Source organism: Actinoplanes regularis, assembly GCF_900188005.1.
Classification (GTDB): domain Bacteria; phylum Actinomycetota; class Actinomycetes; order Mycobacteriales; family Micromonosporaceae; genus Actinoplanes; species Actinoplanes regularis.
This window is the reverse complement of sequence record NZ_FZNR01000037.1, coordinates 30,486-43,527: the sequence shown is the minus strand read 5'-3', so window position 1 is coordinate 43,527 and position 13,042 is coordinate 30,486. Positions and strand designations below refer to the sequence as shown.

Below are 13,042 nucleotides of genomic sequence, written 5' to 3'. Positions count from 1 at the left end.
GGAAAGAGATTCCAAGGCGCGCGGAGCGGCCGGGGGACCCAAGCGGGTGCCACCCGGTTGCCGTACTTGAGGAAACGTCCGGTTATTTTTCCGTCGCCCGACCGGTGCCGCCTGGTGCCGGCCTCAGGCCGCATGGTATAGACAGTTACCAATTAAATGAGGTGATCGTCTTGCGTCTGGCCGTGCGTCTTCCGCTGGCATTTCTGCTCATCGCCGTGCTGACGCCGCCGGGAACGCCCGCGGCAGCCGCGACCACTGCCACCTCGGCGAGCACCGACTGGGTGGCACCGCTGAGCACCCGCGGCCGCTACATCGTCGACGCCAACGGCAACCGGTTCAAGCTGCGGTCCGGCAACTGGCACGGCGCGAGCGGCACCTGGAACGGCTCCGGTGACGACGCAGTCGACGCCAACCACCACGCCGGTGAGAACGCGGGGCGGACCCCACTCGGGCTGGACCGGGCACCACTCACCGAGATCGTCGCCGGTTTCCGGGACATCGGTCTGAACAGCGTGCGGCTGCCGTTCTCCGACGAGATGCTGCGCGACAGCCGGCCGGTGACCGACGCCGCCGTCGGCGCCAACCCCCAGCTGCGGGGCCGCACCCCACTGCAGGTGTACGACGAGGTCGTCGCCGCGCTCACCGGCGCCGGCCTCGCGGTGATCCTCAACAACCACACCAACACCACGCGCTGGTGCTGCGGGGTCGACGGCAACGAGCGTTGGAACGCGAGCCAGTCCGTGTCCGAGTGGGAGGAGAACTGGCTCTCGATCGTCCGGCGCTACCGGGACAACCCCCGGGTGGTCGGCGCGGACCTCTACAACGAGGTGCGCCGCTCGGTCTGGGACGACCCGAACTGGGGCCTGGGCGACGACCACGACTGGTTCGCCGCGTCCCAGCACCTCGGCGACCGGATCCTGCGCGAGGCGAACCCGAACCTGCTGATCATCGTCGAGGGCATCAACTGGACCGGTCTGCCGGTCGACGGCCTTCCGCACGAGCGCCCCACGCTGCGGCCGGTACGGGACCTGTCGCACACCCTCGTGGTGTCCGGCAAACTGGTCTACTCGGCCCACTTCTACGACTACACCGGCCCGAACCACAGCGGCGCCAGCGGGATCGGCGAGACCAGCGACCCGCGGTACGGCGACCTGAGCCCCGACGAGCTGCGCGCCGTGCTGTACCGGGACGCGTTCTTCGTGACCGCCGAGTCCGGCCGGCACTTCACCGCGCCCGTGTGGATCAGCGAGTTCGGCGTGGACGGCAACGCGGCGGCCGGGACGAGGCAGCGGGACTGGTTCGCCCGCTTCACCGACCATCTCATTCAGGCCGACGCGGACTTCGCCTACTGGCCGGCGGTCGGCTGGGCGGAGAACCGCGGCGTCAACGGCTGGGCGCTGCTCTACTGGGATCGGGCCGGGCGGCGTACCGGCCCGTCGGACGGTGGCGACTGGCGGGCCGACGCCTGGACCCGGCTGGTCGCCTCCGGCCGCAGCGGGTATGTCGAGGAGGTGCCCCGCTGGTCGATGCTGAGCCCCGACCACGGCGACTTCATCCAGTCGTCGCGCGTGCGGGACCTGCCCGACTTCGACCGTGGCGCCCGCAAGGCGGTCTGCCCGGACGGTCAGCGGCTCGCCGGCCTCAGCCACACCGGCAACCGGGGACTCTGCACCGACCTGAACGTCGCGGGCCGGTGGCCCGCCGCGCCTGCCTACCAGGTCGTCACCGACGAGCGGTTCGTCACCGCCGACTGGGCGTCGGGCTACACCAAGCTGCAGTGCCCGGCCGGTTCGCTGCTCACCGGGTACGCCGTGCGCGGTGCCAAGGTCTCGAGCGCGTTCTGCGCGACGGTGACCGTCGCGACCTCGGGCAACGGCCGCACGGTGTGGTTCGACCGCTCCGACAACCGGCCGGCCGGTGCCGCCGGCGGCGACTTCGCCACCGGTCACTACAAGGGCCAGTGCGCCGACGACGAGGCCGCCGCCGGCATCGCCTACACCGGCCGGTTCGGCTCGTCCCGCACCCCGGACGCGCTGTACTGCCGCCGCCTTCCCTAGCCCGCCGGGCCGCTATCCGGGCGGCACCACCACCGGACCCAGCCTGTCGGACGTGGCCGGGTCCCGTGCTGGTGCCGCCCGGATCTGCTCGGTCAGCGTCTGTTGCCGGTCGTGCAGCCGCTCCGCCTCCACCAGCTGCTCACGCGCCGCCCGTTCCGCGGCGGCCCGCTGCGCCGGGCTCCCCGCCGCACCGCCGCGGCGGCGAGCGAGGTCGGCCCGGCGGCGCGCCAGCGCCTCGTCGACGACCCCGTTGACCGCCTGCCACCAGTCGGCGACCGTACGTTCCACGGTCAACGCGATCTCGGCCCCGGCGGCGTTGGCCATCTCCAGCACCGCGCGCTTCAGCGCGCTCTTGTCCCGGGCGACCTGTTCCAGCCGCCGGCGGCGGGCGACGACGGCGATGGCCAGCGCCGGGCCGGCGATCACCGCAGCCGGCCCGAGCCAGCCGGCACCGGCCACCCCGGCGCCGACGTGGAAGAGCAGCATGCCGAGGCTGCCACCCATGGACACCGCGGGTATGCCGTCGCGGAGGAGATCCAGCCGGGGCGCGGTGGCCAGCTCGACGTCCGGGCGGGTGACCTCGGCGCTGGGGGTTCGTACCGCACCGCCGCGCAGCTCGATCGGCTCCAAGCCGAGGGCGTTCAGCAGCTCCGGCAGGGTCGCGGTGAAGCGCGCCCGCGCCTGGTCGATGATCTCGGCGCGGGCGGCCATGATGGACAGCTCGAGGCTCTCCGGCAGTTCGGCGAGGTAACGCTCGGTCTCGGCGCGACTGCTCAGGTTCTCGATCTGCCGCTCGTAGTCGCGGCGGATCGCCTCCAGCCGGCCGCGCGCCAGCATGCCGGTCTCGCGGCCGAGGAACTGGTGCTCGGTGGCGAACCGCTGGCGGGCGATCAGCCGCTGGTTGAGGCTGTCCTGCTCGGCTCGGGCCACGTCCTGCTGCTCGCCGAGGGCGGTGACCTCCTGGGTGAGCGTCTCGCGCAGCGCCCGGAGCGCCGAGCCGGCGGTGGTCAGGACCGTGGCGGCGCGCAGCAGCTCCCGGCGGCCGACGCAGGAACGCAGGTACCGGACCAGATCGTCGAATCCGCTGCGGGCCCGCAGGTCGTCCGCGCGCTCCTGCTGCCCGGCCGTCCGGCGGGCCGCGGCCGCCTCGAGCAGGCGGGCACTGACCGGGAACCACGGGGCGGTCAGCAGCCGGCCGAGCCGGCCGTCGGGGTCGTTGCGCGCGACGTGCTCGGCGACCCGCCGCTGGTTCTCGCGCAGCAGCTCCCGCCAGTTCGCCGAGCTGTCGGTCTTGGTGAGCACGAACGCCACCGCGTTCAGCCGCTCGGCCGCCTCGGCCAGGAACTCCAGTTCATGGCGCAGGACCGGCTCGTCCTCGGCGCTGATCGTGAGGAGCAGCGCGTCGGCGGTCCGCAACACCGCCATGGTGGTGTGCTTGTGCCCGAGATCGAGGCCGTCCACGCCCGGGGTGTCGAGCAGTCGCAGACCGGTCAGGACCGGGTGGTCGGTGGTGATCTCGACACCGGTGACGTCGCGGACGGTGGCCCGGTCGGCCCAGACCGAGGCGTACCGGTCGATGTCGCCCGGGTCGATCGGCTCGCGCCGAGTGCCGCCGTCGCGCAGTACCGTCGCGCTCAGCCGTGGACCCGGGCACAGGGCCAGGTAGGTGCGGGTGGCGACGTCGGCGTCGACCGGCAGCAACCCGGGGCGGCCGACGAGCGCGTTGAGCATGGTGCTCTTGCCGCGTTTCTGCGCGCCGGCGACCACCACCGTGGTCAGGCCGTCCTGCCAGCGGCCGGCGTCCTCGCGCAGGGCGTCCGCCAGGTCCGAACGGCCGCCGCGCCGGGCCAGCTCGTGGACCTCGTTGGCGTGGGCGAGGATGGCGGAGACGATCGTCATGGTGCGGTCCCGATCGTTTCGTAGGCGTCGCGGGCCACGGTGACGGCCCGCCGCTCGGCGGTCGGCAACGGGCGGCCGTGCAGGAGGGCGCGGAACCTCGCGGCCAGGGCCCCGGCCCGGCGGGTCACCTCGGCGGCGGGCGCGTTCGCGGCGGCGCCGACCTGGGCCGCGGCGGTGGCGCCGGCGAGCAGGTCGGCCAGGGCCTTGCGATGCTCGGCGGGCAGCGCCGGGGAGTCCAGAACCGGCTCGACCGTCGCGGGATCCACCGCCACGGGCGACGGGGCTTCCCGCGCCAGCTCCTCGAGGAGCGCCAGGACGTCCTGGACCGCCCGGTGGGCGGTGCCACCGACCGGCCCGGCCAGGCTCATCCGGGTCCGCCAGCACGCGGCCGCAGCCCGGGCCGCCGCGGCGATCCCGGCCGGTGCCGTGCCGGGGTCGAGACCGAGCCGGCGCGCCGGATCGTCGTGCCGGGCGAGTCGCAGCAGGGCCGTGGTCAGGTCGTCGTCGAGCGGCAGGGCGCCCCGGGCGGCGGCGTCGACCGCGGCGAAGATCCGTAGCTGGTGCAGAGGGCTGCCGGGGTGGTGGGCGTCGACGGCCGTGGCGAGCGTGTCCAGCGCGGGACGGTCCGCCGCGGTGCACGGCAGGCGGCTGATCCGGCGCAGGTCGGCGAGGGCGGCGAAGCACTTGAGGTGCTCGGCGTGGTGCAGGAAGTGCCCGATGCCGGCGTCCCCGGTCATCGCGCCGAAGCCCGAGTGGGCGAGCAGCTCCCGGTAGAGGTCGTCGAGACCGGCCGTGGGCCGGGCGCGCAGCAGTCGCACGGCGACGAGCAGCCCGTACCGGTGCAGCCGGTCGACGAGCCGGCGGCGGGTCTCGACGGTGACCGGCAGGTCGGCGGTGTCGCGGAAGGTGGTGAGGTCGAGCAGCGCGTCGTCGAGGTCGAGCGGGTCGAGACGGGCCAGTTCGCCCAGCGCGGCCAGGTCGGCCCCGGACAGGGCGCGGGTCAGCGCGGTCTCGGCGATCAGGCCGACCACCGGCACCACGTCGTACGCGCTGAGCCTGATCCGGTCCTGGGCGTTCGCCGCGAGCCGCCGCGCCACCGGCCAGGGATCCCCGGCGTCACCGCGCCGGTCGATCTGGCTCAGCACCACCAGGGTGTTCGCCCCGCTCAGGCCGCAGGTGGCGGAGAGCGCCCGGAACTCGGCGAGCGTGTCGGAGTCGAAGCGCCGCAGTTGCCGCAGCACGTAGACGAGCGCCTGGGCCCGGCCCGCACCGTCGGTGCCGAACACCATCCGCCGGGCGGCGGCCTCGTTGTCCACGGCGACGGTGTCGATGCCCGGCGTGTCGACGATCGTCAGGTTCCGCAGCAGTGGCAGGTCGAGTCCGACCCGGACCGCGCGGATCTCCTCGGCCGGCAGGCCCAGCTCCCGTGGCAGCCGGCCGTCGCCGTCCAGGCGCAGCGCGCGAACCCGGCCCCGGCGGGGCTGCACCTCGACGCTGCCGTGGTCGGCGCTGTAGCCGTACCGGGTGACGATCCGGGTGCACTCGCCCGCGTCGACAGCCGCGATCCGGATCCCCAGCAGCGCGTTCACCATCGTGGACTTGCCGCTGCTCACCGCGCCGGCGACGGCGATCTCGAGGGGCGCGTCGAGCTGCCGGGCGACGGCGCGGACCCGGTCGGCCAGGCTCGGTTCGGTGAGCCGGGCGCTGGTCGTGGCGCAGAGGGCGGCCAGCTCGGAGGTGGCCGTCACCGGTAGATCACCACGCGCGGGATCCGCAGGACGACGGCCCCGTCGCGGTAGCCGCAGCGCACCGTCTCGGCCACCCGGTCGCGCAGTCCGGGGTCGGTGGTGGCGACCGTGTCGACGGCCTCGTGCCACCGCGGATCGAAGGGCTCGTCGTCCGGCACGATCGGCTGGACACCGGTCGCGTGCAGACCGGCCAGCAGCCGGCCGGCGAGGCCCGGGTCCGGCCCGGCCAACTGGTCGTGGTGCCGGATGGCGGCCTGGACCAGGGTGGCCCGATCCGGTGCTCCGGCGAGCAGCCGCCGGATCTGCTCGGTGAGGGCGGCGCTGCGGCCGCTGTCGGCCACCGCCGACAGCGCGGCGACGAGGTCGGCGGTGGGCGGGGCCGGGGGCGTGGGCGGTCCCGAGGAGACCGTGGACCAGCCGGTGTCGTGGCCGGGGAACGGGGCCTGGGCGCCGCGGCGGCGCCGCCAGAGCAGCGCGCCGGCGGCAACGGCGGCCGTCAGCGGCACTCCGGCCAGGAGGGCGCCGGCCAGCCGGCTCCGGCCCGAGCCGGTGGCCGGCGCCGGGGGAGGGGAGAGGACCGGGGACGGTGCCCGGGACGAGGTCACAGCCGGTTTCGGCCTCGGCTTTCGCGTGGTCGCGGCCGGCTTCGGCCTGGGCGCGGCCGACTTCGGCTTCAGCGTGGTCAGCGTGGTCAGCGGGGCCGGCGGCGATTCGGCGGACGCCGTCCGGGGAAACGTCAGGCCCAGCAGCAGGATGCCCACCAGGAGCGCGCCGAGGCGCGTGGCCGGGCCTTTCGGGCCCGGCCCGTGCAATCTCACAGAGCCTTCTCGCTCTCCCAGACCGCCCAGTCCGCGGCGTTCGCGGCCCGCTCGGATTCGATCCAGGTGGTGGTGGCGGTCTCCTGGGCGCTCTCCATCGCGCTCCGGTCGATCTCGTCGGCGCGTACGTCGTTCGTGATCTCCTGAGCGGCGACGTAGCCTTCGAGCGCGCCCGTCATCCGGGACGCGTTGTCGATGCGTTCGGTGGCCGCGGCGACATCGCCGGCCGAGACCGAGCCCGGGTCGATCGCCGAGTGGTAGATGGTGGAGGCGTCCGACATCTGCGAGTTCAGGCTGTCCATCAGGGCCTGGGTGTCGGAGCTGACGCCCGGGACCGGGAAGGGCCCGGTGGCGGCGGCCGGGAAGGGTGGCTGCGCCGGCTGGTCCGCGACGAGGGTGCCGTACGCGAAATCCGCCGTCCCGTCGGCGTCGACGTCCCCGAGCACGGTGTCGGCCGTGCCGTCGTGGTCGAGGTCGGTCAGTTGGAGATCGGTGTATCCGTCGGTGTCGGCGTCCAGCAGGGTGGTCTCGTGGTAGCCGTCCCCGTCGGAGTCAAACCATTCGATGTGTGTCGTCTCCATCATTTCTCCGCCAATTGTCGTCGATCTTCAGTCGTCACAATTCCAATATTGCTCCTGGTAGTAATCTGTCCGCTCGATTTGATATTCGAGGTCGTCCGAGGCGCTGACATACAACACCGTCATGGTCAACCCGAATGCGGCCAGCAACGCCATCACGAAGATCAGGGTCACGGTCTGCCGTCGCGGGCGCATCCGCCGCCCCGGCTGGGGCGCGCCCGGGCCTGCGGAGGCGCTCCAGCCGGAGGCGGTGGTGGCGGAGGCCCCGAAAGGCAGCACCGGACTCGCCTGCTCCTCTCCGGGCTCGGTCGATCGATCCATTAACCTCTCCGCGGCAGATATGCAGGAGCCAAGTATCGTTTCGGGACATCCTAAGGCCGTGAATTGATCCCCGAAATGCGTCTCCCCGGAACGGGTGAATGATTTCTATGGGTCTCCGCCGAGCTGACATGATGCCGCCATCGGCGCGGAAGGCAGCGGGGGAGGCGAAGGTGTCGTGGTGGGGGCTCGGCGTCGATCTGGGAACCAGTTTCTCGGCGGCCGCGGTGGTGTCCGGTGATCGCGCGGAGGTCCTCGAGATCGGCCGGGAGCGACGGGTCCCGTCCACTGTGGTCCTGGACGACACGGGCCGGCTGGTCGCCGGCAGTCTCGCCCACCGCCTGGTCGCCCGGGCCCCGGACCGGGCCGAACGCAACCCCAAGCGGTACGTAGGACGCGGCCCGATGCTGCTCGGCGGCCACCCGGTGACCGCCCAGGACGCCATGGCCGCGCTGCTGGAGCTGTTCGTCACCGAGGGGCGCGCCCGGTTCGACGACGTGCACCCGGCCTCGGTGGTGCTCACCCACCCGGTCGCCTGGGACGACGAGCGGCGCTCGGTGCTGCGCGCCGCCGCCCGCACGGTCGTGCCGGACGCCGAGTTGCGCCTGGTCGAGGAGCCGGTGGCGGCGGCCGTGCACTACGGCACCCGGCCGGGCCCGGCGGGCGCCGGCCGGCTGGTCGCCGTCTACGACCTCGGTGGCGGCACCTTCGACGCGGCCGTGCTGCGCTCCGACCGGCAGGGTTACGAGGTCCTCGGCAAGCCCGGTGGCGACGACGACATCGGCGGCGAGGCGTTCGACAGCCGGGTCTACGCGCACTTCGGCCGTCAGCTCGCCGAGACGGCGCCGGAGTGGTGGGCCCAGGTGAGCGGCAGCCACGAGCGGCGCTGGCTCACCGCCGCGGAGAACCTGCTGGCCGAGGCGCGGCTGGCCAAGGAGATGCTCTCCGAGCTGGAGGAGACCAGCCACTACATCGGCGACGCCGACACCGACGTCCGGGTCAGTCGTGCCGAGCTGGAGGAGATGGTCGGCACCGACATCGCCCGTACCGTGGAGATCCTGCGCGGCACGATCCAGGCGGCCGGCGACGAGGCCGGTCAGGTCGCCGGCGTCTATCTGACCGGCGGCGCCAGCCGGATGCCGCTGGTCCAGCAGGCGCTGCGGGAGCACTACCCCGGACAGGTGCACACCTTCGACGACCCGAAGATCGTCGTCGCTCTGGGCGCGGCCCGGCTGGCCGCCCGCGACAGCGGCCCCGCGGCCGTCGCCGCGCCCACCGCCGTACCCACGGCCCCGGCGACACCCGAGACGATCCTGGACAACGTCGTCGAGACCCGGGCCACCGCCTCGGGTCTGTACGTTTGGTGCCGTCCCGACGGGCACCGACTGCACCGCGTCGACCCGGCCGAGCTGCGCCCCGACCGGTCGATCGACATCGGCGAGATCCTCAGCTGGACGGCCACCGACGCCGGGCTGCTCGTCGCCGACCACACGACCGGCACGCAGGTGCACACGTTCAGTCCGGACCTGGTGATCCGGGCGACCCGGCCGCTCCCGTCCCGGCAACGCCCCACGGTGGTGGCCGCGGGTACGGCCGGCTGGGTTTTCCTGAACGCGGCGGCGACCCCGGCGGACAACCGGGTGGGCCTGCCCTGGGGCGAGTTCGGCGCCGCCAGCTACCTCACCGTCGACCTGAGCCGCGGGCTGGTGACCGACATCGAGGCCCGCTACCGGCTGGAGCGTTCCGCCCGGTGGCTGCTCAACGAGGACAACAGGCAGCGCCGGCTGATCGACCAGGACAGCCCCTCCGGGTCGCCGCCGGCGCCGACCGGCGATGAGCCCAGCTGCCTGGCGATCGTCGGCAGGTTCACCAGCAAGGCGCCGCTCGGTGCCTCCCGCAACCGGCCGGGCGGCCTGCTGGGCGGCCGCCACGCCGGCCTGAAGACCTGGCAGGAAGTGCTCACCATCGACGCCGGCGGCGGGATCACCCGGACCCTGCGACGCGACGGCGACTGGCTGCACCAGGTCCAGTTGTGGCGGGGGAACTGGCTCATGTCGACCAGCGCGGGTCTGCTGGCCGGGGACACCCCCGACACCGGTCGTCTGCTGGCCGCCCGGCCCGGCACCGGCGCGCTGCGCTGGTTCGTCGCCGGCGCGCAGGCCTACGCCATCGGCATGGAGCAGGTGCTTCCGTCGCGCGGTCTCTGGATCGGCGTCTACCGCGACGGGGCCCTGCACACCCTCCTCGCCGAGCCGCAGACCGTCCTGCGTGGCCATCTGACCTCGACCTATCCGCAGGAGCGCCCGCGCGTCGCGATCGACGGCGACGGTCTGCTCGTGGCCTGCTTCCGTAAGCCCGGTTCGACCCAGCTCCTGCACGTCACCGCGACCGGGGTGACGGAGCTGGCCACCACCACGGGCTGGGCGGAGCCGGTGGTCCGGGTCCCGTCCGGCCTGCTCTGCCTGCACGCGGCGCTCGACCCGGCGGGTGCCGCTCCGGCGGCCCTGCCCTCCCTGGTCCGCCTGACCTGACCCGGCCTGCCGGGTCGATCAATTTGACCTGTTCACCCACGATAGTGAACTTCATCCAATAAGGCGGGAAAGGCATAGGATAGGGCTAACGGAAAGCTTTTGGAGGTCACGTGTCCGTCATTATCGTCATGCGTTTCCAGGCCGACCCGACCGCCCTCGAACAGTTCGCCAACGCCAACGCGGAATTAATGGAAGGCATTTCCAGTGCCGGGCAGGCTGCCGGCGCGATCCGGCATAGTTTCGCTGCCGGTGAAGGCGAGGTCATCGTGATCGACGAGTGGCCCGACGAGGTGACATTCCAGAAATTCTTCGAGAGCCAGCCGGACATTCCGAAGGTGATGCAGGCCGCCGGTGTCCAGAGCGCACCGGAGATCTCCAGCTATCGAAAAATCGACGCACCCGGCGAATTCTAGAATCGCATTGATCGTGGAGCGCCGTTCTCCCCGGGGCGGCGCTCCGCTCGCGCTCACCGTCGGGGCCAGGCTCATCGCCGGGCCCCGACGGCCGAGTCACGCCGGCACGGACCGCTTCACGTCGAGGTTGTGAAAACGGGGGCCGTTCGAGCAGAGCGCCGCCATCTGCCGGGCGAATTCGTCGACCTCGGGCGATTCACTATTCGCCATAGCCACCTCGTACGACGCGAATTCGACGATGGTCACGAAGCGTTTCGGATTCTCCCGATCCTGGGTGACGGTGAGTCGGAATCCCTCCGGGGCATCACCCAACTGGGCAATTCTGGAATCTCCGAGAGCCTGCATCTCATCCGGCTGCTCGGTCTCGTACTCGATGATTTGAACGAAGCCCATCCGCGCCTCCCGAATATCCGAATTATGGCTCCGAAGTTACCAGCCAACACCCTTTTCGGGACCGTACGGGCCCGCAATGAGCCCGATCGAATGACGCGCTGAACTCGAACGGATTTGCACCCTCCGCGTTGACCGCTGAATACCGAAATGCCGGGGGCGCCGCGGATCCTCGAATGGTCCCGGCGCCCGCCACGCCGTCGTCAGGGCTTGCGTGCGACCGCGCCGAACTCGTCGACCTCGCGCAGGTCCTCGCCGGCGGCGTCCGGCGCGGGGCGCCACTTCGAGCACGGGACCAGGCCCGGCTCGAGGACCTCCAGGCCGTCGAGGTAGCGGGCGATCTCGTCGGGACGCCGCAGGTGATAGGTGAGGGGCGCGTTCGCGTTCCACACCCCGATCGCCTCCTCGAACGCCGGCCCGTCGATCACGTTCGTGCCGTCGGCGGTGAGGAGGTAGCTGCCCGACGGCAGCGCCGCCAGCAGCTCGCGGACGATGCTGATCGCCTGATCGATGTCGGGCACGTGGCCGAGGATGTTCATCAGGATCAGGCCGACCGGCTGCTTCAGGTCGAGGGTCGCGCCGGCCGCCTCGATGATCTTCGCCGGCTCGTGCAGGTTGGCGTCGACGTAGTCGGTCCTGCCCTCGGGAGTGCTGGTCAGCAGCGCCCGCGCGTGCACCAGGACGAGGGGGTCGTTGTCGACGTAGACAATCTTCGTGTCGGCGGCCGCGGCCTGCGCCACCTGGTGCGTGTTCTCCGCGGTCGGCATGCCGGTGCCGATGTCCAGGAACTGCCGGATGCCGGCGTCCTTCACCAGGAAGGTGACAGCCCGCTTCAGGAACGCCCGCGAGTGCCGTGCCACCACGGTGATGTCCGGGTAGAGGTTCGCGAAGTCGTCACCGACCGCGCGGTCCACCGGGAAGTTGTCCTTGCCGCCCAGCCAGTAGTTCCACACCCGCGCCGAGTGCGGCACGCTGGTGTCGAGTTTGGGGGCGGCGTCACTCTCGGTCATGGTTACGGCTCCCGTCGATGGCCTTCGCGGTGGCTTCGTGGTTGGCGCGAAGCATACGCCGCCCGCTCGACAGATCCACATCGGACAGCAGTCCCACGATCGGGTGCGGCCATCCACCCGGTAGGGCGGTGATCGGCGGCCTTACGCCTTAGGATCCTCGGGCGGGGCCAGCGCCGACCGGACCGCCTCGGGGGTACGGGCGACGGTCGCCGTGCCGTCGTCAGCCGTGATGATCGGCCGCTGGATCAGCGCCGGATGCGCGGCCAGCGTCTCGATCCAGCGCGACCGTGTCGCCGCGTCCCGGGGCCAGTCCGCCAGCCCGAGCTCCGCCGCCACCGGCTCACCCAGCCGGGTGACGTGCCAGGGCTCCAGATCCAGCCGGGCGAGCACCTCGGTCAGCTCCGGCACCGTCGGCGGATCCTCCAGGTAGTGACGCACCGTGTACTGCGCCCGCTCGGCGTCGAGGATCGACAGCGCCGACTGGCACTTCGAGCACTCCGGGTTGATCCAGATCTCCATCCGCTCACCCTCTCACGCGGCTCAGCCGGGCTCCGGGCCCCCGGTCATCGGGGCCGGCGCTGGTCGTCCGGGAGCTCCCAGACGTACGACTCGCCCTGGCGCTTGAAACCCAGACGGCCGTAGTACGGCTTGAGCATGCCGGGCGGCGTGATCACGGTGTGGTAGCCATGGTCGGCGAAGTACCGGCTCCCGCGGAAGACGAACTCGCCCGGCGTCAGATCCTGGTAGCGCGGCTTCACATAGTCGAGGTCGACCTGGGCCACCCCGTCGCCGACGCTGTGGAACTGCATCGCGCCGACCGCCTCGTCCCCGTTGACCAGCAGGAACGCGGTGCTGCCGGGGTGGGCGGCCGAATCCCCGGTGAACCGGGGGTGGGACCGGCTGACGTCCTTGCCGTGGAACCGCAGGAAGTGGGTGAGAAACGCGTCGTCGGCGGGAACCTCGACCACCTCGTACGTCCGGTCGTCGTGCCGGGTGGCCAGCATCCGCCACAGGTGCCAGCCGTTGATCAACGCGAGCGCGGCGTTGAGCACGGCCATCGGCCAGTTGGGAATGACCACGTTGAAGCCGAACACCACCGCGCAGCCGGCGAGGTTGAGCACCCGTAGCCGCAGCAGCCGGCTCTGCAGCAGGGACAGGACCACCAGCGCCGAGCCGATCCAGCCGATCAAGTTGAGCAGTGTCACCAGGCCAGGCTAGGCACTTTCGGATCCTCCATTGGCCGGAACCGGACGAGGTACGCCGGGAGGTGTTCCGGCGGG

General features: G+C 72.1%; 12 protein-coding genes. 3 read left to right on the top strand and 9 right to left on the bottom strand.

Annotated features, from left to right (window positions below):
- Window positions 1-161: 161 nt before the first annotated feature.
- Entirely contained in the window at window positions 162-2,057 is a 1,896-nt protein-coding gene (locus CHC09_RS43175) for a glycoside hydrolase family 5 protein (RefSeq protein ID WP_239138908.1), read from the top strand.
- 12 nt (window positions 2,058-2,069) lie between these two features.
- Here CHC09_RS43175 and CHC09_RS43170 read toward each other — a convergent pair whose 3' ends face one another.
- Genes CHC09_RS43170 through CHC09_RS43155 form a run of 5 tightly spaced genes read right to left on the bottom strand, consistent with a single transcriptional unit; the run spans window position 2,070 to window position 7,421 of the window.
- A complete protein-coding gene (locus tag CHC09_RS43170; protein ID WP_089299075.1) occupies window positions 2,070-3,956 on the bottom strand; it encodes a dynamin family protein in 1,887 nt (628 codons plus the stop codon).
- A complete protein-coding gene (locus CHC09_RS43165; RefSeq protein ID WP_089299074.1) occupies window positions 3,953-5,704 on the bottom strand; it encodes a dynamin family protein in 1,752 nt (583 codons plus the stop codon). The genes CHC09_RS43170 and CHC09_RS43165 overlap by 4 nt, the downstream gene beginning before the upstream one ends.
- A complete protein-coding gene (locus tag CHC09_RS45950; RefSeq protein WP_143232921.1) occupies window positions 5,701-6,522 on the bottom strand; it encodes a nucleotide exchange factor GrpE in 822 nt (273 codons plus the stop codon). Before CHC09_RS45950 ends, CHC09_RS43165 begins: the two co-directional genes overlap by 4 nt.
- Complete coding sequence (locus CHC09_RS45945; RefSeq protein WP_143232920.1) at window positions 6,519-7,103, bottom strand: hypothetical protein; 585 nt, start codon at window positions 7,101-7,103, stop codon at window positions 6,519-6,521. The genes CHC09_RS45950 and CHC09_RS45945 overlap by 4 nt, the downstream gene beginning before the upstream one ends.
- A gap of 27 nt (window positions 7,104-7,130) precedes the next feature.
- Complete coding sequence (locus CHC09_RS43155) at window positions 7,131-7,421, bottom strand: hypothetical protein (protein WP_089299072.1); 291 nt, start codon at window positions 7,419-7,421, stop codon at window positions 7,131-7,133.
- Between the two features lie 170 nt (window positions 7,422-7,591).
- Between CHC09_RS43155 and CHC09_RS43150 the strand changes: the two genes are divergently transcribed.
- Window positions 7,592-9,949, top strand: a complete 2,358-nt coding sequence (locus CHC09_RS43150) for an Hsp70 family protein (protein ID WP_179277540.1) — start codon at window positions 7,592-7,594, stop codon at window positions 9,947-9,949.
- 110 nt (window positions 9,950-10,059) lie between these two features.
- Window positions 10,060-10,362 (top strand): hypothetical protein, encoded by a 303-nt coding sequence (locus tag CHC09_RS43145; protein WP_089299070.1) that lies wholly within the window; start codon window positions 10,060-10,062, stop codon window positions 10,360-10,362.
- Between the two features lie 96 nt (window positions 10,363-10,458).
- Here the strand turns inward: CHC09_RS43145 and CHC09_RS43140 are convergent, their stop codons facing one another.
- From CHC09_RS43140 to CHC09_RS43125, 4 genes are all read right to left on the bottom strand, one after another.
- Window positions 10,459-10,755, bottom strand: coding sequence for a hypothetical protein (locus CHC09_RS43140; protein ID WP_089299069.1), 297 nt, complete (start codon window positions 10,753-10,755; stop codon window positions 10,459-10,461).
- 200 nt (window positions 10,756-10,955) lie between these two features.
- Window positions 10,956-11,762, bottom strand: a complete 807-nt coding sequence (locus CHC09_RS43135) for an SAM-dependent methyltransferase (RefSeq protein WP_089299068.1) — start codon at window positions 11,760-11,762, stop codon at window positions 10,956-10,958.
- A gap of 141 nt (window positions 11,763-11,903) precedes the next feature.
- Entirely contained in the window at window positions 11,904-12,281 is a 378-nt protein-coding gene (locus tag CHC09_RS43130; RefSeq protein WP_089299067.1) for an ArsC/Spx/MgsR family protein, read from the bottom strand.
- A 44-nt stretch (window positions 12,282-12,325) separates the two neighbouring features.
- Window positions 12,326-12,967: a hypothetical protein gene (locus tag CHC09_RS43125; protein WP_089299066.1), complete on the bottom strand. Its 642-nt coding sequence runs from the start codon at window positions 12,965-12,967 to the stop codon at window positions 12,326-12,328.
- Between the last annotated feature and the right edge of the window lie 75 nt (window positions 12,968-13,042).